Genomic DNA, 20,433 nt, shown 5'->3' with positions numbered 1-20,433 from the left:
ACCCAAAATAATGAAACACTGCTCGCTAATCTTATCTACTTTTGTATCAGTTGCTGCTTTTTCAGCAAGTGCTCAAGAAGCGTGTCAGGTAGACGTTCACTCATTTATGCCTAAAAATGTGGCAGAAGGGCAAATTCAAGTCAACTCAGAAGCTGCGCAAATCATTCGCAATAAAGTCGCCACATTTGAGGGCAGCGTCACAATCGCGACTTCAGAAAGCACGATTAAAACTGAGTCAGCAACGGTTGAAGAGAATGGCAAAATCATTCGTGCGGATGGTGACGTTTTGTATACCGACGCGCTTTTGCAGGTGGATAGCGTCGGTGTCGAAGTCAATGCACCACTAAAACTCCTGCAAATGGCGTCGACAGAATACAAGCTTAGCACCACAAAAGGTCGCGGCGGAGCGGAGTTGTTGTCCATTTCCCAAGAAAAAGGCGTATTGCTAGAAGATGTCAGTTTTACTACCTGTCCTGTCGGTGGTGAAGACTGGAAAATTCAAGCAAGCGAAATGTCTATAAAAAAAGGACGCCCGTTTGGTGAAGCAAAACACACTGTGTTTTATGTTGGCGGCATTCCTATATTTTATTTGCCATATTTTGCATTTCCGATTACGACTGAAAGACAAAGCGGCTTTTTGTTCCCTGATATTGGCAGCTCGAGTAGCACCGGTGTTGAATACGAGCAACCTTTTTATTGGAATATAGCACCCAATTTAGATACAACATTTAGCACACGTTTTATGACAAACCGTGGAGTGCAGTTTAAAAATGAATTTCGCTACCTGTTTGCACAACACGCAGGTGAACTCCATGTAGAGTATTTACCCAGCGATTTAGACCGCGATCAAGACAAGAGCCGCTATTTTTACCGTTTTACTCACCGCGGAAAACTCTCTGATAACTGGTCTGTGGTAGCAGACATAAGTGACTTAAGTGACGATAACTATATCGTTGATCTCGGTTCAGATTTTTACAATCAAGCGGATACACATTTATATCGGCAGCTTGGAGTGAGTTATTTTTCTCAGGATCTTGATTTTTCGATGTCGATCAGAGACTTTGCAACACTTGGTCAGGTCGATTCTAATTATAGAGCGCTGCCTGAGGCTAAACTGAACTATTCAACCTCACTCACGAATAACCTAAACTTTGATGTTAAATCAGAGCTGGCCTATTTTGAAAACTCAAACTCAAGCCTCGCTAACGCAGTTCGTTTTCATATTGAACCATCACTGACCTTGCCATATCAAAAATCATGGGGTGAGTTTTTAGCGCAAATTAGTGTATTGCACACCTATTACGAACAAGACGTTCCCAATGGAAACAATGAATTAGCAGAAACGGTAGATAGAACACTGGGACAAGCTCGGTTGTATGGCTCCCTCATTTTTGAACGGCCAAATGTGGGTATAAAGAAAGACTACACAATGACTTTCGAGCCAAGGATGCAGTACCTCTACACTAGCTTTGAGGAGCAATCTAGCATTGGTTTATATGACACCACTGAATTGCTGACGACATTTAGCAATTTATTTCGCGGACAAGAATTTACTGGGCTAGACCGAATTAACGACAACAATCAATTTACGCTTGGTGCCACGACTCGATTTATAGATAGTAACAACCGAGAGGTTTTAGTTGCTAGCGTGGGTCAAATCATCTATCTTGAAAATTCAAAATTGCAAGACAGTATTCGCAGTGACAATCGCTCAGCGATTGCCGCTGAACTTGATTGGGAAGTGAACCAAAACTGGTTTTTACACTCTGATATTCAGGTTAGCGACGCGACGGATAAAGTAGAACGCAGCAGTTTTTCAACAGAATATCGATGGAGCGACGAAAAATTAGTACAATTAAACCATCGGTATATTCGATCGCTCTCAAATGAACAAATTGATCAATTTGGTATTTCGGCAAGTTGGCCCATTAACAAAAAATGGCATTGGGTTGGACGATGGTACAGAGACATTGAACGGTCTCGAACCTCGGAAAGTTTTTTTGGGATTGAATATGAAAGTTGCTGCTGGGCGCTACGTTTAACTGCACAAAGAAGACTTGCGACTCGTTTTAACAACGATGGTGTAAGAGACTTAAATGAATTTGACTCTAGCATTGGCTTACAGTTTGTTTTCAAAGGGCTAGGCAACAATAATAGACGTCGTAATAAAATTGGAATGTTGGAACAAGGGTTATTTGGTTATCGCCAGCCGTTTGTTCTAAATTAAAATAGTTTTGAGTGGATATGAATAAAACAATTCGAGTATTAGGTTTAAGTATTTGTTTACTGGTGTCGGCACATACGTCACTTGCGAAAGAGTTACTTGATAAAGTCGCGGTAGTCGTGGATCAAGGGGTTATTTTGGAAAGTGAAATAACCGACTTAGTGGAATCAGTAAAGGCAAATGCGCTTGCACAAGGGCAAACATTACCCTCTGAGCGCGCACTTCGCACTCAAGCTACTGAAAGACTAATTCTAGAAAGCTTGCAAGCACAAATGGCTGAGAGAATGGGTATTCAAGTAAGCGATCCTCAGCTCGATCAAACCATTGAGAGAATTGCTCAAGGCGAAGGCGCAACCACCGCTCAACTTCGACAAGAGCTATCTACACAAGGTATTCCTTATGAAGTCTATAGAGAACAGATTAGGAAAGAACTTATCACCGGCGAAGTCAGGCGCGCGAATGTGCGTCGTCGAGTTTATGTGAGTCCTCGTGAAATTGAAACACTGGTAGAAATGATTGAACAACAAGGAAATGCACAGGCGGAATATCGCTTAGGGCACATTTTGGTTGGTATAGCCGGTGATGCAGGCGAAGATGAGGTCAACGCAGCAAGAGCGCGCGCGGATAAAATAATAGAGCTGCTAAACACTGGTTCAGACTTTGCTAAAATGGCCATTGGCTCATCGTCAGGTGCAGAAGCATTAGATGGTGGCGATATGGGCTGGAAAAATATTAACTCAATGCCGACCTTATTTGCCGAAGCCGTGCAAAGTAAGAAAAAAGATGAGCTTGTCGGACCGATTAGATCTGGTGCTGGTTTCCATATACTGAAAGTAATAGACGCTCGCGGCGTCGAGGTAGTAGAAGTTGAAGAAGTAAATGCACGTCATATATTGGTAGCGCCATCTATCATTTTAAGCGACGCAAAAGCGGAACAGATGTTGATTGATTTCAGAACACAGTTAATAGACGGCACAGCTGATTTTGCTGAGCTTGCCAAAGAACACTCTGAAGACCCAGGTTCTGCCTTGCGCGGCGGCGAATTAGGCTGGTCTGATCCGAATGTTTTTGACCCAACGTTTAAAGACGCACTTATGGCACTGGATACCGGCGAATACAGCCAACCAGTAAAAAGCCAATTCGGTTGGCACTTAATTCAACTCATCGACAAACGCGTTGAAGATGCCACAGAAAAGCGCAAAGAAGAGCGCGCGTATCAACTAATATTTAATAGGAAGTTTCAAGAAGAAACAGATACATGGCTACGAGAAATGCGTAACCAAGCCTATATTGAAGTGCTAGACTCTTAGGAAAAACAATGACAACTCCAATACGTTTAGCCGTGACACCAGGGGAACCTGCAGGCATTGGTCCAGATTTAGCGATTCAACTTGCGAGTCAAGAATGGGATGCACAATTGGTTGTATTTGCAGATGCGCAAATGATGGCTGAACGCGCAGAATCATTGGGCGTAGCACTTGAAATAATTCCTTTTGAGCCAAACTTAACGTACGTTCAACAACCCGGGCAAATGATCGTCCATCATATTCCCGTATCGGCACATGTTGAGATAGGCAAATTAAATGCTGAAAACGGACATTATGTTGTAGAAACGTTGCGTCAAGCGTGCGAGCAAAATATCAATGGAGACTTTGATGCTGTCGTGACTGGTCCCGTTCATAAAGGAATTATTAATAAAGCTGGCGTATCGTTTAGCGGACATACGGAGTACTTTGCCCAACAATCAAATACTGCAGATGTCGTTATGATGTTGGCGACAGATGGCTTGCGTGTTTGTCTTGCCACGACGCATATTCCACTGGCCTATGTATCAAAAGCGATAACACCGGAGCGTATTGAAAAAGTGATTCGTATTATGAATACGGATTTAAAACTTAAATTTGGCATACCAGATCCTACTATCTACGTATGTGGTTTAAACCCACATGCCGGAGAAGATGGTCACTTAGGGAATGAAGAAATCCTGGTCATCACCCCCACCCTAGACAAATTAAGAGAGCAAGGGCTGAACCTTGTTGGTCCGTTGCCTGCGGATACTATATTTCAAACAAAATATTTGGACAAAGCTGATGCAGTGCTTGCCATGTACCATGATCAGGGATTACCTGTATTGAAATTTAAAGGCTTTGGCAATTCTGTCAATATTACCTTGGGCCTCCCCTTTATTCGAACATCAGTCGACCATGGCACAGCCACTGACTTAGCAGGTACCGGTAATGTTGACGCTGGCAGTATGGCCAAAGCATTAAACAAAGCCATTAAATTAGCGAAGAAAAAAGCTTGAACAAGACACATCTAGGACATACGGCAAGAAAGCGCTTCGGGCAAAATTTCTTGCATGATGATTATATTATTGACCAAATAGTATCCTCTATAAACCCACAAGACGGCGAACACCTTATTGAAATTGGTCCAGGATTGGGCGCGTTAACTGAACCTGTTGCAGAGGCCGTGACGCATTTAACCGTGGTTGAATTGGACAGAGACTTAGCGACTCGACTTCGACAACACCCGTTTATCAAAGAAAAACTCACAATCATCGAAGCTGACGCGTTAAAAGTCGACTTTTCGTCCTTAGCGACACCAAATATGCCGATGAGAATATTTGGTAACCTGCCGTACAACATTTCAACGCCTTTGATGTTCCATTTATTTGACCATTGCCAGCATATTCAGGACATGCACTTTATGTTGCAATACGAAGTGGTGAAACGTCTTTGCGCCGGGCCCGGAGATAAACTTTATGGCAGGTTATCGGTGATGGCACAGTATTATTGTGAGGCAGTACCAGTACTTATGGTCCCGCCTACAGCCTTCAAACCACCACCCAAGGTTGACTCAGCAATCGTTCGCTTAATACCGCACAAAGAAGCTCCGGCAACGGTTCAGTGTATACGAACCTTACAGCGAGTGGTTGCCGCTGCATTTAACCAACGCCGCAAGACACTCAAAAATAGCTTGAGAGAATTGATTGATGATGCTGAAATGATTGATATCGGCATAAAACCTGATGCAAGAGCACAGGAACTTTCTTTAAAAGAGTTTTGTGCCATCACAAATAAAATATGTGAAAACTAAAATGGAAAGAATATCAGTCGCCGTAAAGAGTAAATTCATTGGTAAACAAGACCAAGGAAACAAAGAACAAGTCTTCGTATTTAGTTATACGGTGTCTATCACTAATAACTCCGAACAAGACATGACCCTTAAAAGTCGATACTGGCTAATTACGAATGGCGACGGTGAAAAAGTTGAAGTACAAGGTGAAGGTGTCGTTGGTGAACAGCCGACCATTAAGCCTAAAGATACTTTCTCATATTCAAGCGCTTCGATGTTAAAAACTAAAGTCGGCACAATGGAAGGCTTCTACGATTTTTCTCTGCCTGACAATAGTGAATACAGAGCAACGATTCCTGTGTTTAGTTTAGCTGTGCCTAACAGCTTACATTAAGATTCATTGGTTACGATCGTATGAACTATGTTATCGGCGATATCCAAGGCTGCTACGCCGGTCTTCGAGGCATTTTAAAAAAAGTCGATTTTAACCCAACCCAAGATAAACTTTGGGCAGTAGGCGATTTAATTGCAAGGGGGCCAGATTCCCTCAAAACCTTAGAGTATTGTAGAGACTTAGGAAGTGCCTTTGCAACGGTACTGGGTAATCACGATTTGCACCTACTCGCCGTAGCTTATGGTATTCGTAACCCTAAGCCTCAAGACAAGCTTGAAAAATTACTTAAAAGTAAAGCTTTCCCAAATTTGGTTGAATGGCTAAAAACCTGCCCACTAGCAATAAAACCTAGCCGTAAAACACTGATTACCCATGCTGGTTTATACCCTTTATGGTCGCCGAAGGACGCATTGCAATATTCTAAACAAGTATCTACACACTTAAATAAAAGTGATCCTAGTGAGTTTTTAAAAAACATGTACGGCAATACGCCTGATCTCTGGAATAACGAATTAAGCCCTGAAGGCAAACTCCGTTTCATTGTTAATGCCATGACGCGGATGCGATATCTTAATAATGACCTAAGTTTAGAATTCACAAATAAAAGCCACCCCCTTCAATCACCTAAACCCCTTATCCCTTGGTACTCAATCAACAACAAATCTCTAAAACCAAATCACCGGCTTATTTTCGGTCATTGGGCGTCTCTTAATGGCGAAGCCACCTTAGCAAAAACTCAACGGTACAAGGTTTTTGCGCTAGATACTGGTTATGTATGGGGGAATAAAATGTCTCTTCTGTGCTTAGAGAATAATCAACTCATAGAATATTCCGCTTAAGATCTCATCCTCCCTGACGATAAAGCATCAAGGACTAAATTTATCTACGGTACGAGATGTCACGGGAGTAAGTATGAATATAACGGTAGCTATGAGAGTTATTGGCGGTTTTTCTGTCATTAGCGTTCTTCTGCTTATTTTAGGCTATGTTTCAATTAGCGGCCTGAATAAGGTAGGAAATGCTTCTGAAGAAGTAAGTCAATTAGCGCTGCCGACAGTGTCAGGGAGTTCAACGCTTAAAGCGGCATTTCTTAACATGGGTCGGTTATCCTTTGAGGGTTTTGTTACCTCGAATAGAGATGATGTCGTAAAAAAACAAGAATCATTTGCTCAAAGTAAAGAAAATTTTGACGCTGCGCTCACAAAACTTAGAGAAGTCGTAAAAAATGACGAAGGTTTGCGAAGCTCTGTTAATAGCTTAGATAAACTCTATGAAGAATATGTCACTACAAATACCAAAATGTTCAACGCGCACTTGAATGCGATTGATGACCATTCGAAACTAGAAGATATTATAAGCAACTTGGAGGAGTATGCTGATGATGCTTCTACCTTATTACTCGACTTTACCGACTTAGATGAAATAGAAGACTCAAACGCCCTTTCCAAAGCGGCAGAAATTGCAAATACAGTAGAAGCTAACATGCTTTCTGTGATTACTGCATCGTCTGACTACGCAAAAACAGAAATGATACAACGCGCAGAGCTACGCAGTAAAGATGTCACCGTTGTGCTAGACCAAATACAGCAACGCTTCGCTGAAATGGAAGCTGCGGCGAATGGTGAAGATGACTCAGGTACAATTGAAGAAGTCAGCGACTTGTTACAACAACTTACTCAAAGCATCACGTCAAATGATGGCTTACTCGCCATTAAAATGAATGAGTTAAGCAACATTCAAGCGTCTGAGCAAGCGCTTGAGAATGCAGACGTAAAGATAACAGAGGCAATTTCAGAACTGGATGCTTTGAACACAATGGCGGATGACAAAGCGTCTAACATCAAACAAAGCGTAAGTATGCAAATTTCGAGCAGTACTACCACCACTATCGTCGTCGTTATTATTTCATTTGCTCTCGCTGGCGGGATTGGTTATTTAAGCGTAATGGCGATTACAAAGCCTTTGGCTCGTGTAAATGAACTACTAAAAATTGCCTCCTCTGGCGATCTCACACACAGACTAGATGATTCGTCCAAGGATGAATTTGGTGAACTATCGAGAAACTGTAACCAACTTATCGATAATCTAAAAGATTTGATCAATGTAATTAACCAGCGAGCAGACCAGTTGGCCTCTGCATCAGGTCAAACCTCGACAATTACCTTAGAGACAACAAAATCAATAGAAGACCAAAAATCACAAATATCGCAAATAGCGGCTGCTACAACAGAAATGCATACGACCTCAGAGTTGGTTACTAAGAATGCTGATGACACCTTAGTCGAAATCAAAGCAGCAGATTCAGAAGCAGAGAAAGTAAAAGCTATATCTTCCGATAATAAAACAACGATTCAAGCACTTGCGAATGACGTAGAGCAAGCCGCAGACGTCATCAACAAATTACATCAAGATAGCGCAAGTATAGGTGGTATTTTAGATGTGATTCGCGGTGTTGCCGACCAGACTAACTTGTTAGCGCTGAATGCTGCGATAGAAGCAGCTAGGGCTGGCGAACAAGGGCGCGGATTCGCCGTAGTTGCTGACGAAGTAAGAACACTTGCTAGTCGCACCCAAGAGTCTACCCAAGAAATTAATGCCATGATTGAAGTATTGCAGGCTGGCGCAGAAAAAGCCGTTACCGCCATGAATCAAGGTAAAGAACAGACTACTGCCTGTGTTGAACAAACTGAAAAAGCCGGCGAAGCGCTAAATCAAATCACTGATGCGGTGCATAGAGCATATGAAGTAAGTACTCGCATTGAAGAAGCAGCAAAAGAACAACATTCTGTATCTGCGCAGATTAGTGAGCGCTTAGAGAGTATTGTAGGCATTGCAGAGCATACATCTGTTGGCGCCAAACAAACGGCTGACTCAAGCGCGGAAGTTGCTAAGCTTGCTGAAGAACTGCAAGAGTCCATCAGTCAGTTTAGAGTGTAACTTCTATATTTAGCCATACAGTAAATTTATAACCTTACCTACCATGTAAAGAAGGCGTAGTTCTCAATCGAACTACGCCTTTTTATTTTGCTTTTAAGCTAAGCATAGCGTTAAACAACGCGTTTTACTCTTCAAATAGCGTCTTATGTAAAACCTTTACGATGTCACCACTTGCTTTTTCAGACACAACAAACGATAAATTATGCACATTTGCGCCAAAACATATCATACGAAGATTAAAATCAGAAATAGCCGCAAAAACCTTTGACGAAACACCCGCAGCACTGTGCATATTGTTTCCAACGACGGTAACAACATCTAAGTGGCGCTCAACACTCACTTCACATATTGTACTCAACTCAGTGAGTGTTTCTTTGTTTATTCTTTCAGAAATAGAATTAGCAGGATTGTCTAAGGTAAAGGATACGGCGATTTCTGATGTAGTAACCAAATCAACACTTAGTTTGTGCTTTGCTATGATTTTAAATACACGCTCTAAAAAACCTTGTGCGTACATCATTTTTGGCGTTTTTACGGTAACCAGTACTTGCTCACGACGACGTGTTATTGCTCTGAATGACGGTTCATAGTCACAATTGCGCCGAATCCAAGTGCCGCCTTTTTCTGGCTCCTTACTTGAGCCAACAAACACGTTAATATTCTGTCTGAGAGCTGGTTCCATTGTCGCGGGATGCAATACTTTTGCGCCAAACGTAGCCATTTCAGCGGCCTCTTCAAAGCTCAATTCAGGTAAAGGCCTGGCGTTATCAGTTATGCGAGGATCCGTGGTGTATACGCCAATTACGTCTGTCCAAATTTCACAAGTACTCGCATTTAAGGCTTCAGCAAGTAAAGCAGCAGTAAAGTCAGAGCCACCACGACCAAGTGTTGTAGTACGTCCATCGTCATCAGCGCCGACAAACCCTTGAGTAACGACTACTGAATCTTTTATTTCTGGTGCAAGTAATTGTTCCGATAAATCGCGAATCGCTCGGACATTAGGGACTGCTTCCGTAAATGTGCTATCTGTGCGCATTACTTTGCGCGCATCAAAGTTAATCGCGGCACAGCCCATTTCTCGCAAAATGGCCGCAACAAGCAATGATGACATCCTTTCACCCATTGACATTAAGTCATCTTTTAGATCATCTCTAAAATTCAACTCTTCATGCCTGGCCAGTGCGTCTAGCTCATCTAATAAGGCAAAAAGTTTATCATCAACTTCATTTGGTTGTTTCAATTCGTTTAGGATTTTAAACTCTATAATTCGAATTTTTTCAACCACTTCTGTGATTTGCTCTGATGTAAGCGCTGTATTTGCCAGAGACACCAAATGATTTGTTATGCCTGCCGCAGCACTCACTACCACAACCTTCGTGTTTTGGTTGTTGATGACGATTGATGCACAATTTTTAATCACATCATAGTTGGCAACACTAGTGCCACCAAATTTGGCAACATTAATTGCTTGTTGCATATTGTTTTTCCTCAAATTGGAATTAGATAATTACTTAACGCTTAGAGGTAGAGTGACCATATCGCCGACTTTAATTCCTTTATTGGCAAACCACCCTTGGTTCATTTCCAACGCATACAAGATTGGCATCGATGACTTAATAGATGTTAAATCTTCCGGCTCCATCGCCTTAATATCAATGATCTTGCCAAAGACATTTATATACGCAACATCTAGGGGGATATAAGTATTTTTCATCCACATACTGGCATAACGGATAGTATCAAACTTAAATAGCATGCCGCAGTTGGCGCACATTTCTCTGCGGTGCATTAATCCCAGTTGACGCTCATGTGCTTCATCCGCGTATTCAACATTAATTGTTGTATCGTTAATTGATAATTGTACTAAATCCGTGCGACTGTCCGCATCATCTTCGTTTGAGGCGCTTTCACCATCGTTAGCAACAGCAAAAAATGTCGTAAGGCCAATTAACAAAACAAAAGTAAACCGCGTGATCAGCGATGTATTTCGAAATAGCGCACCTACCGTTTTATCTTTCATTCTTCTTCCTTAGGTATGTTTATATTCGCCGGAATTTGTGTTTTTTATTCTGAACACACAAAAAAGCCAGACGCTCGCTTATCAGCTTTTTTCGCCCGGCTACCGTTTTTTTAAAACTCGTATCTATTGTTTTATGGTGTAAAAATGCGTTAACTACAGATTATTATACCCGTACACAAGCTAAAAATGAACGGCCTTAGCCCTCGTGCAGTTCGTATAAATAAATATCGCCTTCGCATTGATTAATTTCAGTCGTTGCAAGAATGTCTCCCCATATGTCGAAGTGCATAATCCTCTTTTGAGATGTATAAAACGGTGATCGTGTCTCGTCTAAAAGATCAAAACGCCAAATCGTACTAATATGCTCAGCGCTCTGTTGGACATAGTACAACTTGCTGCCTGACAGCCGCCAACTTTCAATTGCTAATGAGGCAGTCGCGGGTAACTGTTCAGGTAACTGCTTCACTGAATTCAACGTACTTATATGCCACATCCCACTATTTCTAGGGCGATCAAAATAAATACGATTAGACACAGTATCTACTCGAATCTTTCTGCCACCTAAATCCGTCAGTTTATAAGATTCCCCCGTAGACAAATTATGCCGCCAAATTGCCCAACCTTGCGCATGAGGGCTCGAATAATAAATTAAATTATTGTTTACTCCCCAAATTGGACTAAAGCTACCACGCTGCTGAATGTTCTCAAGTGGATAAAAGTGATTACTCGCAAACTCATAAACATAGGCTGTTGCTTTACCTTGCGCGACAACCTCAAGCAATAGACGAGTTCCATCTCGCGCCCAATCAATATGATTTACATGCGAGTCCCAAAGTTTGGCTGTACGTGCTTTATGTGAACCATCGATTTTCGATACCCATATTTCTGTTTGTTTCCCAAACGCTTTTGTATACACAAGCGACTTTCCATCGTGAGATATTGCAGAAATTTTCTCTGACTGAGCGTCATCGGATTTTTGTATTATTGAACTGTTGCCAGATGGCAGTATATTGCGAACACTGAAATTCCAATCAGTTCTCAACTCAGAAAGTACTAATTTTTTATGCACATCATGATAATCCACATTGGCAACTGAATGGCCGCCAACACCATACCAACGCTGTTGCTTTGTATTGATATCAAGTTGCCAAGTTTCCGGTCTGCCTGTTTTGTTTGACACATAAATTAAACTATTGTTGTCCATCCAGTCGATACTACTCACTTCACCAAAATAGCCCGCAACGCGCTCAATATTTCGCGACACAAGATCAATGATGTAAATGTCGTCTTCACCCGTTACTTGCATTCGCGTATACACTATTCGCCGCCCATCGGGTGACACTGTCTGATTGAAATCACCAATCGAATCTTCAGTTGGTGTCGTTAGTTGAATTGTATTGCCCGAAGACAACTCATGCAGAAAAAGCCCAGTATATCGTTGATTTTCTAGGTATTGAGAAATGACAAGAGAGTTACTATTTTTTAGCCAATCCAATGCCGTTCGTGCAGAATAAACATGCGCGAGTGAACAAGGCGTCACTAACTGCGCTGGACCGCCAAGGCTATTAATCACGCCAACCATACAACCGCGAGCGCCATAACTTAAAAAAGCAATCTGGCTATCATCAGATGACCATACTGGGCTCGCGTAAAAACCAACATCTTCAATTAAAATAATTTCTTCATCGGTCAATAAATTCCGCGAAACTATTTGGCTAAATTGCCCATCTTCAATGGCTCTAGCGAACACGACATTTTTACCATCGTTGGAAAGTTTTGGGAACATTTCCAAAGACCGACTGATTGCAATGGGCGTAACGACAAGCTTATTGTTAACTTGAGCGCTATCTTTACTCTGTGAATATCCAAAAAAACTATAAATAAAGGTAAAAAGTAAGATGGTTGCAAAAGAAACGCTAGGCAAAACAAGTCTATTTTTTATCAATAGTGGGACTGAACGCACGCCTTTTTTTGTGCCATCATTAAGCGTTTTTACATCTGCTAATAGTTGATATCCGCGCTTAGGTAATGTACCAATATAGCGCTCAGTTGAATCGTCTGACACAAGGATCTTTCTAAGTTTTGCGATGGTACTGTTTAAGGTATCGTCAGTCGCGGCTGTCTCAGGCCAAACTGCCTGAATGAGTTCGTCCCGCGAAACTACCTCACCTTGCTTGTTTATAAGATACAAAAGTAAATCAAGTGTTTTGGGTTGAAGTTTGGCAGAAACGCCTTCTTTTTCCAGTGTCATAGTGGGGGAGTGTAAGACCCAACTACCTAACTGAAATTTACTCACATGCATAAACTTTTCCTTTACGCCATTGCCAATGCTCATCACTTGCATTAGCTATATGACCGCATCAAAAATATTTTTATTTCCACACTAGGGCGTGTTGATCTTTGTTGCACAAGTTTTGTTCAACACGGCCTAATATATTGCCACAACTAAAATTCTGCAGCGGGGTAAAACTAGAGATATTAGCAAATTCTTACAAAATTCATTGTTCCATAGATCTACTCCATGATTAAAAGCAAGCACATATTCAATATCCACACCTAAAAAATACAAACGCAAGCTACTGTTTTTATTAATGAAAGATTTTATTTAGAAATTATTTGGAGATTATTCATTAAGAATTTGAAAAAACAGAATATAAAAGTAAGCAACTAACGGCAGACCTACACTACGGATTAACAAAAGAGTACCTGATGCAAAAGGCGACATCGATAAAGTTAGTTGTACTTACGTTAACGACAATAATAACAACAGCAAGTATAGCGAAGTTGTCTGACAAACAAATTAACTCGGAAAATAGCGGCCGCAGTCACCTTGTTTCAGACAATTATAAGGTAAGCGTAAGAAAGCAGATAAACGCGCCAGCAGAGAATGTCTGGGCTATCGTAGGTGCACTAGATGGCATGGAAAAATTTATGGCTGCGTACGTTAAACATTCTCAGATTGATGGCTTGCACGTCGGTGCACAAAGGATAATGGTAGGACACAATGGTAAAACGCAGTATGAAAAGATTGAGACATATAGGCCAGAGGCCAGAACATATAGTTATTCAGTGGAAGACAAAGCCAACTATCCACTCAAAAATTTACGCAATCATGTTCGCGTAGAAGTATTGTCAGACAATATGTCTATGCTCGTATGGACATCTACTTACGATGAGAAAGCGTCGCACCCACACCCTGCGATACTGCAAATCAGAATGAACGAGATGCTCGATACAATGGTAACAGGCGTAAAAAAAATTGTTGAGTCTGGGTCTCCCCCCTAGAACTCAACTGACAGTTAAGCCGCGGGCGGTGCCTTTTATTGGTTTGCGTGCCGTTCGCTGGCTTTCCCTTCCTTTTGGATAGCAGAGTTAGCGTGTTTGTTTCCCTTCTATTTATGCGACGTTAGCTCATACAATGACGCGCCTGCGCCATCACCTAACACAAATATCCTCCCATTTTGGGTACTTAAGATGTCTCTTAACCTTGTTTGCGGTAGGCTAAACAATGTATTTTGATAGCGCATGAAATCATGATCGACAAGATAAATATTTTTGAATTTCAATGAGGTCACCAAGTACTTACTTCTTAATGATGGAAACCTGTCGTTCTCATAAAATAGCATACTGGAGGGTGCAATCGATGGAGTCCAGTCGACATTTGGCAAGCGCATCCCTGGATACTCTTTAAAAGGTGATATGCTTGCACCAATGTAATCTTGTCCATTTGTTACTACCGGCCAACCGTAATTAACGCCTGATGCGATTACGTTAATTTCGTCGCCACCTGCCGGGCCATGTTCGTTCAAGACAATGAGACCATTGTTTAATACAATGAGTCCCTGAGGGTTGCGATGACCAAGTGTAAATACATAATTTTCAGGCGTAGCCGACGACCGCGTATCATCATAAGAAAAGAAAGGATTGCTTTTTATAGGCATTCCCACTTCACTCATTCGTAAGACTTTGCCCAAATGACTTTGTTTAACTTGTGCCTGCTCACGGTAATCGAAGCCATCGCCCGTGGTTAATAGCAAGTTACCCGTTTTATCAAATACCATTTTGCCACCAAAGTGCACGGGAGTATCCTTGCCTTGAGCAACACGAAATATAGACTGAACGTCTACCACTTGGGTATCTTGTAAGCGAAATCGTATCACACTTAAGAAGTTATTTTTTTGTGAGCCTGCGGCATAACTCAAATATAGCCAACCATTCTTCTCATACTTGGGGTGAGGAATAAGGTGAATCAGCCCCCCTTGTCTCGATACAAACAAGTCTTTAGGCGTTAAGGCAATATCTTTGGTTTGGCGGTTTTCAGCTAATATTTTTAAGCCGCCTTCTCTAAGAACAATAATTATCTCATTTGATGGAAGCATGGTAATTGACGACGAAAGCGGCAAGTTCTCAATCAAGGGCACTAAAGAAAATTCATCCGCCGCCACTAGCCTCGGAACAAATAACAGAAGCAATACTCCACTATAAAATAGCGATGCATATCCATGCAGATATTGCGCAACGCCCTTGTCTAAATCTAACGTCATAAAAAGTTGTCCGTTGAGCCTAATGAAACACACTGATGTTCCGTGTTTGAACAAACAATACTATACGGCGAAGCATCTCAACTGGAAAGTGTTGCATTAGCGGCAACGAATAATTAATGTTGTCAGTATAAATCCTCAGCCATTGGCCATATGTGTTAAACAAAGTATTTAGATTTTCGATTGCCAGTATGGTCGGTTTTACGTTTGCGAGTATATTCCATACCCAAGTCATCTTGTATGAGCTGTCGTTATTGGACATCAACATCACATTGACGAGTCGGCTAAGTACCACCTATTCAGACGCCATAGGATTGTTGCCTAAGTATGGTAGCGTACTAACGGTGGTATTCTTCATCGCTTTTGTTATAGCAGGCGTAGTTAAAAAGCGCTTTAAGCTAGCGTCTTACCCCATCTATACAATCGCTGGTGCTATTGCTATGCTGTCAGTCGTCATATCGATGCAACAACTGTTGGGCTTAACATTTTTGGCTAGCACTAGAGAGTTGTATGGTGTTTTGTTGCAAACTCTTGCAGGCGCAATTGCAGGCGCCAGTTTTAGCTATTTATCAGGTAAATTTGATCAACACTGATGCAATCCATTTACGTTTTCGCCGATTTTACATTTCAAGTGATTGGTCCTGTTATCTTGTTACTCGGATTTGGTTATTTTCTCTTCCAAAAACGGTATGTGACTGATGACTTCGTTCAACAAGCGTCTCGGTTAATATTCAATTTTGCGTTACCAGCCCTTTTATATGTGAACATTAGCCAAGCCGACTTACATGTATTGCTAAACCTAAAATCCATAAGTGTCGCAATCAGTGCTACCTTAATGGTCTTTATTTTATCCATTGTATTTGTATCCTATAAGGTAATAGATAGAAACGACAAGGGAGTTATAGTACAGGCTATATTTCGCGCAAACATGGGGATAATCGGCTTAGCCTATTGTGCTAACGCCTATGGACAAGCAGGTTTGGCTTTCGCGGCGATATACATGGGCTTCCTGACAATTTTATACAATGTTTTGAGTGTTTCAGTGCTGAACATATTCCAGAATCAGCAAACAGATATCATAAAAATACTAAAAGGCATAATTACCAACCCGATCATTATAGCGATTGTATTGGGAATGATTAGTGCCGGTTTCAACATCAAGCCTATTAGCATTGTTTCCACCAGTTTAGCGTACATTGCGCAACTAACCTTGCCACTAGCACTTATTTGCACCGGTGCATCGCTTACATTTACCACTCTTGGCAAGTATTGGAAATTAGTTACCATTGCTACCGTCGGAAAATGCGTTATCTATCCATCACTACTCATCGCAATGGCTCTGTTATTTCACATTGATGGCATGGTGCTGGGGGTTATGTATTTAATGGCAATGAGTCCAACCGCTGCCGCTAGCTATGTGATGGTGCGAAAGATTGGTGGAAATCACCTCCTCGCAGCACAAATAGTAGCAACGAGTACCATTATTTCGTTACCGATTACCTTAATTGGTTATGCAATACTTACGCAATTTGTCGATTTAGCATTTATTATTTAGTGGCAACATTTGTCGTCCGAAGACTAAGTAGCTATCTTCGTACAATTTTATTCAATTAATTACAAATTTTTACATCAAACCAGCTTAGGTTATCTCACTTCTTTCCGATAAGTTTCTCGAACAGCACTTAACAATGATGTAAAGCAAATAATAAAATGACTTTTTTGCAAAAACGGAAATTTACATACTACGGTCTAATCTTTACGATAATTGCTATCACAACGACGTTAGCCATAAGCTTCTTACGCTTTTATGAAGAGACGCATTTATCATACTCTAACGACATACAGCACCTGCATCAGATTGAACAAAATGCTGTCAATGCGCAGTATTATTTTAAACGCCAAGTACAAGAGTGGAAAAATATTCTGTTGAGAGGTAAATCACCAGCAGATTTCAATAAATACAAAGCGTTATTTGCTCAGGAGTTTGAAAACACCCAAAACGCAATGGATGCATTGCATAACAGTATAGATAGCCAAAGCGAGGTCAAATCCTTGTCAGCTACTTTTTTGCAAACACACAGAGCAATCTTAAGTGAATATTCACAAGCCTTAGAAATATTCAAACAAAGTGGCTACGATCCAACTGCTGGTGATGCCGCAGTAAGAGGAATTGATAGACGACCCACTCAATTACTCGACCAAATATCACAATTACTTGAAAAAGAAGTAGACGTTGAGAAATCACTGCTTCAGAAGAAGTTAGATGCATACATTTTTGCCTTTGGTTCTGCTTTCATCTTCATTCAAGCGTTTTTTTGCTGGATTTTAGTAAGGCTAACAAGCAAGCTCTTGCGTGCAAATCTCAAGGACAAAGTGACCTCTTTAGGCAATCGTGAGCTATTCATTAATACGATTAAGGATCTCATTCGTCAGCAAAAAAAAGCAACGATCATCGTATTTGATATCAATAATTTTAAACTGATGAATGAAGCATTTGGCAACAAAGGGGGCGACCTTTATTTACGCCTGTTGAGCCAAACGTTAAACATGACATTAGCCACAAAAGAAACTATTTGTCGTGTTGGTAGTGATATGTTTGGATTAATTCTATTTACTACGACGTCTGAAAACATGATTAGTCGAGTAAATGATCTGCGTAACTTAATCCGTAGTTTCGAGTACAAAGAAAAAGACATTAGCCTAAGTTTGACAGCTAATGCGGGCATATATTGTATGAAAGTCGAGGACGAAAATTGCGTAGAGCAATTGCTCAATAAACTTTATGCCAGCTTACAAGAATCTAAATCTATCGGTCCAGGGGCATACACTGTTTATTCTCCACATGACAATCGTATTTTGAGCAGACAAGCAGAAATGCAAAACGTTTCTCTCATCACAAAAGCACTCATGCAAAAACGCATATTGCTGTACCGGCAAGAAATTCGAGATATAAATAACGAGAATGATAAAAGCTACTACGAAATACTCCTCAGAATGCAAGGAGAAGATGGCGAGATATTACCACCCGGTTTGTTTTTGCAAGCGGCCGAACGTTTTCATCTGATGGTAGATATTGACAAATACATGGTGAAATCACTTATCGAATATTTGAGCGACACACCTAACGACGCGGCGCAATATTCGGTAAACCTGTCTGGTGCAACACTTTCTGACGCTGGGTTCATACAGTTTATCGAAGACGTATTTGAACAACCAAATCTCACACATAAACAAATTGGCTTTGAAATTACTGAATCAGATATCATTAGAAACTTTGACATAGCCACTGGTATTGTCAACAAATTAAAAAGTTATGGCTGTCAAATTTCCTTGGATGACTTTGGTACAGGCATGTCATCCTATGGTTATATATCTAAACTTCCCATTGATACCTTAAAAATCGATGGTATGTTCATTAATGACTTAAACAAACAATCGTACAATCGCGCCATTATCCGTTCAATTACGCAGCTGGCAAAAGACCTTTCAATTAAGACAGTCGCTGAATTTGTTGAAACGGAAGAAGAGCTAAGCGCACTGAAAGAACTCAATATTGATTTTGGTCAAGGTTATTTGATCCATAAACCGGAATTTGTTTATCAGCCTTTAGCAGCTTAAACCGCAATCCAAAGACTAAATTGACTTGCGTAAATCATCCAATATCTGCCAATGCTTTGAGACTGATTTTCGACCATGCTCCGTTAGTGAGAGATAGGTAATAGGTCGTTTCCCTAAATAGGTTTTTTCAACAACAATCAGTCCACCTGATTCTAACTTACTTAAATGACTAGATAGATTACCTTTCGTCATTCCCACTAAATTGAGTAGAAATTGAAAATCCGCCTGTTGACACCCCATTAAAGCGGTTAATATTGCTAAGCGAGAAGGTTCATGAATAAGCTTTTCTAACTTACCAATTTTTTTAAATGTGTCTAATTTATCCATGTTAAACTACTAATTGTTCTCGCGTTTTTCTGATTAAGCCTACTAACATTTTATGAGCAATCAATCCTTCAAATACCCATAAACATGACATTGAAAAAGCAAACAAAGGCGAAAGCGAGTACTTACCTGAATCGTACACGAAGTCCAACTGTGGAAGCAACAACGCGCAAAACAACATAATGCCTGAAAAAACAAAAAGTGTTCTTCTCATTATTGGCGCTGTTCGTGCTCGAAACAGAAAGCACACGCTTATCATCAGAAATGCCAAATTCAGCGGAACCGATGTAGTCTCATCAATGACAACTAAACACCCAAAAACGCTTATTAAACCAAGTATCGCGAATGCAGTTTTTCCGTCGGCTTTAGTATAGACTTTATTACGCCCAGCTTTCACTACCGTGCCGAATCGCTTTGGATAATAATATTTTTTAAAATATAAACCGCCAACTAAGCCCAACAAAACCAATGACCATGAAAATAGTTCAATCCAACCGCTTAGTGGAACCCCTGCGTAGCCATCAGCGCCATAGATGCCCATTTTGAAAATACTACTTTGCCATTGCATACCATTAAGTTGTTGTACTGAAATACCAACGGGTATCAGACCAAATGACGCAGAAACATATCCTTGTAAACCAAAAAAATTTTTTGATATGTAGTTGATTGACGAAACATCTATATCTTGATTCATATCCCACCCCAAAAATGCAAACCAGTTTGTACTGCAAACCTTATAACAAAAATTTTTATTTTACAATATTAAGTTTGCCACACAAACTCACACCTAGTACGTATCCCGGATCAATGATTTGCTTCGTAATTTACACATGCATACCTTGCTGGTATATATATTAAAGCTCGTTTTTGTTAATTTTATGTGCAATTATTGTAAATTACTGCACCATGTTGATGCAGTGGACACTTTTAAACAACAGAACGAATAACACAACATGAAAAAAATCGAAGCTATTATTAAACCTCACAAATTAGAGGATGTTCGACTCGCACTTAGCGAGGCAGGTTTTTTCGGCCTCACGGTTACTGAAGTCAAAGGATATGGAAGGCAAAAAGGTCATTCAGAAACATATCGTGGTGCTGAATATAAAATTGATTTTTTACCAAAAACAAAACTCGACATTGCCATTCAGGAACAACATGTCGAACGGTGTATAGAGGTTATCTTAGGTGCTGCCTCTACAGGTAAAATTGGTGATGGCAAAATCTTTGTCACAAATTTAGAGCGCGCAATACGTATTCGAACAGGCGAAGAAGATAATGATGCAATCTAATAGAC

Annotated in this window: 18 protein-coding genes; 12 read left to right on the top strand and 6 right to left on the bottom strand. The window is 40.7% G+C overall.

All coding sequences use genetic code 11. The features are described from left to right. Nucleotides 1-10 precede the first annotated feature (10 nt). The 7 genes from QQK00_RS18200 to QQK00_RS18170 all read left to right on the top strand — a co-directional run bounded on the left by QQK00_RS18200 (nt 11) and on the right by QQK00_RS18170 (nt 8,633). Nucleotides 11-2,227, top strand: a complete 2,217-nt coding sequence (locus tag QQK00_RS18200; RefSeq protein ID WP_431307761.1) for an LPS-assembly protein LptD — start codon at nt 11-13, stop codon at nt 2,225-2,227. A 17-nt stretch (nt 2,228-2,244) separates the two neighbouring features. Further along, nucleotides 2,245-3,534, top strand: coding sequence for a peptidylprolyl isomerase SurA (surA, locus tag QQK00_RS18195; RefSeq protein ID WP_284219115.1), 1,290 nt, complete (start codon nt 2,245-2,247; stop codon nt 3,532-3,534). Nucleotides 3,535-3,542: 8 nt separating this feature from the next. Beyond that, nucleotides 3,543-4,529: a 4-hydroxythreonine-4-phosphate dehydrogenase PdxA gene (gene pdxA, locus QQK00_RS18190; RefSeq protein ID WP_284219114.1), complete on the top strand. Its 987-nt coding sequence runs from the start codon at nt 3,543-3,545 to the stop codon at nt 4,527-4,529. After that, nucleotides 4,526-5,323, top strand: coding sequence for a 16S rRNA (adenine(1518)-N(6)/adenine(1519)-N(6))-dimethyltransferase RsmA (gene rsmA, locus QQK00_RS18185; RefSeq protein WP_284219113.1), 798 nt, complete (start codon nt 4,526-4,528; stop codon nt 5,321-5,323). Before pdxA ends, rsmA begins: the two co-directional genes overlap by 4 nt. A 1-nt stretch (nt 5,324) precedes the next feature. Further along, complete coding sequence (gene apaG / locus QQK00_RS18180) at nt 5,325-5,696, top strand: Co2+/Mg2+ efflux protein ApaG (RefSeq protein ID WP_284219111.1); 372 nt, start codon at nt 5,325-5,327, stop codon at nt 5,694-5,696. A gap of 20 nt (nt 5,697-5,716) precedes the next feature. Then, on the top strand, nt 5,717-6,535 hold the full coding sequence (locus tag QQK00_RS18175; RefSeq protein WP_284219110.1) for a symmetrical bis(5'-nucleosyl)-tetraphosphatase: 819 nt from the start codon (nt 5,717-5,719) through the stop codon (nt 6,533-6,535). Between the two features lie 73 nt (nt 6,536-6,608). After that, complete coding sequence (locus tag QQK00_RS18170) at nt 6,609-8,633, top strand: HAMP domain-containing methyl-accepting chemotaxis protein (RefSeq protein WP_284219109.1); 2,025 nt, start codon at nt 6,609-6,611, stop codon at nt 8,631-8,633. Nucleotides 8,634-8,757: 124 nt separating this feature from the next. Here QQK00_RS18170 and lysC read toward each other — a convergent pair whose 3' ends face one another. The 3 genes from lysC to QQK00_RS18155 all read right to left on the bottom strand — a co-directional run bounded on the left by lysC (nt 8,758) and on the right by QQK00_RS18155 (nt 12,955). Continuing rightward, complete coding sequence (gene lysC, locus QQK00_RS18165; protein ID WP_284219108.1) at nt 8,758-10,110, bottom strand: lysine-sensitive aspartokinase 3; 1,353 nt, start codon at nt 10,108-10,110, stop codon at nt 8,758-8,760. A 30-nt stretch (nt 10,111-10,140) separates the two neighbouring features. After that, nucleotides 10,141-10,653 (bottom strand): DUF192 domain-containing protein, encoded by a 513-nt coding sequence (locus QQK00_RS18160; RefSeq protein ID WP_284219107.1) that lies wholly within the window; start codon nt 10,651-10,653, stop codon nt 10,141-10,143. Nucleotides 10,654-10,849: 196 nt separating this feature from the next. Beyond that, a complete protein-coding gene (locus QQK00_RS18155; protein ID WP_284219106.1) occupies nt 10,850-12,955 on the bottom strand; it encodes a winged helix-turn-helix domain-containing protein in 2,106 nt (701 codons plus the stop codon). 407 nt (nt 12,956-13,362) lie between these two features. Here QQK00_RS18155 and QQK00_RS18150 point away from each other — a divergent pair, with 407 nt between their 5' ends. Next, nucleotides 13,363-13,938 carry an SRPBCC family protein gene (locus QQK00_RS18150; RefSeq protein ID WP_284219105.1) on the top strand — a complete coding sequence of 192 codons (576 nt, stop codon included), beginning with the start codon at nt 13,363-13,365 and terminating at the stop codon, nt 13,936-13,938. A gap of 107 nt (nt 13,939-14,045) precedes the next feature. Here the strand turns inward: QQK00_RS18150 and QQK00_RS18145 are convergent, their stop codons facing one another. Beyond that, on the bottom strand, nt 14,046-15,197 hold the full coding sequence (locus tag QQK00_RS18145) for a PQQ-dependent sugar dehydrogenase (protein ID WP_284219104.1): 1,152 nt from the start codon (nt 15,195-15,197) through the stop codon (nt 14,046-14,048). 152 nt (nt 15,198-15,349) lie between these two features. Here QQK00_RS18145 and QQK00_RS18140 point away from each other — a divergent pair, with 152 nt between their 5' ends. From QQK00_RS18140 to QQK00_RS18130, 3 genes are all read left to right on the top strand, one after another. After that, entirely contained in the window at nt 15,350-15,787 is a 438-nt protein-coding gene (locus QQK00_RS18140) for a hypothetical protein (RefSeq protein ID WP_284219103.1), read from the top strand. Beyond that, nucleotides 15,787-16,749, top strand: coding sequence for an AEC family transporter (locus tag QQK00_RS18135; protein WP_284219102.1), 963 nt, complete (start codon nt 15,787-15,789; stop codon nt 16,747-16,749). The genes QQK00_RS18140 and QQK00_RS18135 overlap by 1 nt, the downstream gene beginning before the upstream one ends. 155 nt (nt 16,750-16,904) lie before the next feature. Next, nucleotides 16,905-18,812, top strand: a complete 1,908-nt coding sequence (locus QQK00_RS18130; RefSeq protein ID WP_284219101.1) for an EAL domain-containing protein — start codon at nt 16,905-16,907, stop codon at nt 18,810-18,812. Between the two features lie 15 nt (nt 18,813-18,827). On the opposite strand, the gene QQK00_RS18125 is transcribed toward QQK00_RS18130, so the two are convergent. Beyond that, nucleotides 18,828-19,139: a transcriptional regulator gene (locus QQK00_RS18125; protein WP_284219100.1), complete on the bottom strand. Its 312-nt coding sequence runs from the start codon at nt 19,137-19,139 to the stop codon at nt 18,828-18,830. 1 nt (nt 19,140) lies between these two features. Further along, nucleotides 19,141-19,830 carry a hypothetical protein gene (locus QQK00_RS18120; protein WP_284219099.1) on the bottom strand — a complete coding sequence of 230 codons (690 nt, stop codon included), beginning with the start codon at nt 19,828-19,830 and terminating at the stop codon, nt 19,141-19,143. Between the two features lie 259 nt (nt 19,831-20,089). Between QQK00_RS18120 and QQK00_RS18115 the strand changes: the two genes are divergently transcribed. Beyond that, nucleotides 20,090-20,428, top strand: a complete 339-nt coding sequence (locus QQK00_RS18115; RefSeq protein ID WP_284219098.1) for a P-II family nitrogen regulator — start codon at nt 20,090-20,092, stop codon at nt 20,426-20,428. Nucleotides 20,429-20,433 lie beyond the last annotated feature (5 nt).

Origin of the sequence: Agaribacter marinus (assembly GCF_030160655.1) — a bacterium.
Lineage (GTDB): Bacteria > Pseudomonadota > Gammaproteobacteria > Enterobacterales > Alteromonadaceae > Glaciecola > Glaciecola marina.
Note: the sequence above shows the minus strand (reverse complement) of the source record. Positions and strands in the feature narration are given on the sequence as shown.

Excerpts from the sequence above, each read along its gene's own strand:
- surA (WP_284219115.1), top strand. The coding sequence starts at position 2,245 with ATGAATAAAACAATTCGAGTATTAGGTTTAAGTATTTGTTTACTGGTG.
- QQK00_RS18115 (WP_284219098.1), top strand. The coding sequence starts at position 20,090 with ATGAAAAAAATCGAAGCTATTATTAAACCTCACAAATTAGAGGATGTT.
- QQK00_RS18150 (WP_284219105.1), top strand. The coding sequence starts at position 13,363 with ATGCAAAAGGCGACATCGATAAAGTTAGTTGTACTTACGTTAACGACA.
- QQK00_RS18155 (WP_284219106.1), bottom strand. The coding sequence starts at position 12,955 with ATGCATGTGAGTAAATTTCAGTTAGGTAGTTGGGTCTTACACTCCCCC.
- QQK00_RS18145 (WP_284219104.1), bottom strand. The coding sequence starts at position 15,197 with ATGACGTTAGATTTAGACAAGGGCGTTGCGCAATATCTGCATGGATAT.
- lysC (WP_284219108.1), bottom strand. The coding sequence starts at position 10,110 with ATGCAACAAGCAATTAATGTTGCCAAATTTGGTGGCACTAGTGTTGCC.
- QQK00_RS18130 (WP_284219101.1), top strand. The coding sequence starts at position 16,905 with ATGACTTTTTTGCAAAAACGGAAATTTACATACTACGGTCTAATCTTT.
- QQK00_RS18160 (WP_284219107.1), bottom strand. The coding sequence starts at position 10,653 with ATGAAAGATAAAACGGTAGGTGCGCTATTTCGAAATACATCGCTGATC.
- pdxA (WP_284219114.1), top strand. The coding sequence starts at position 3,543 with ATGACAACTCCAATACGTTTAGCCGTGACACCAGGGGAACCTGCAGGC.
- QQK00_RS18135 (WP_284219102.1), top strand. The coding sequence starts at position 15,787 with ATGCAATCCATTTACGTTTTCGCCGATTTTACATTTCAAGTGATTGGT.
- QQK00_RS18175 (WP_284219110.1), top strand. The coding sequence starts at position 5,717 with ATGAACTATGTTATCGGCGATATCCAAGGCTGCTACGCCGGTCTTCGA.
- QQK00_RS18125 (WP_284219100.1), bottom strand. The coding sequence starts at position 19,139 with ATGGATAAATTAGACACATTTAAAAAAATTGGTAAGTTAGAAAAGCTT.
- QQK00_RS18120 (WP_284219099.1), bottom strand. The coding sequence starts at position 19,830 with ATGAATCAAGATATAGATGTTTCGTCAATCAACTACATATCAAAAAAT.
- QQK00_RS18170 (WP_284219109.1), top strand. The coding sequence starts at position 6,609 with ATGAATATAACGGTAGCTATGAGAGTTATTGGCGGTTTTTCTGTCATT.
- QQK00_RS18200 (WP_431307761.1), top strand. The coding sequence starts at position 11 with ATGAAACACTGCTCGCTAATCTTATCTACTTTTGTATCAGTTGCTGCT.
- apaG (WP_284219111.1), top strand. The coding sequence starts at position 5,325 with ATGGAAAGAATATCAGTCGCCGTAAAGAGTAAATTCATTGGTAAACAA.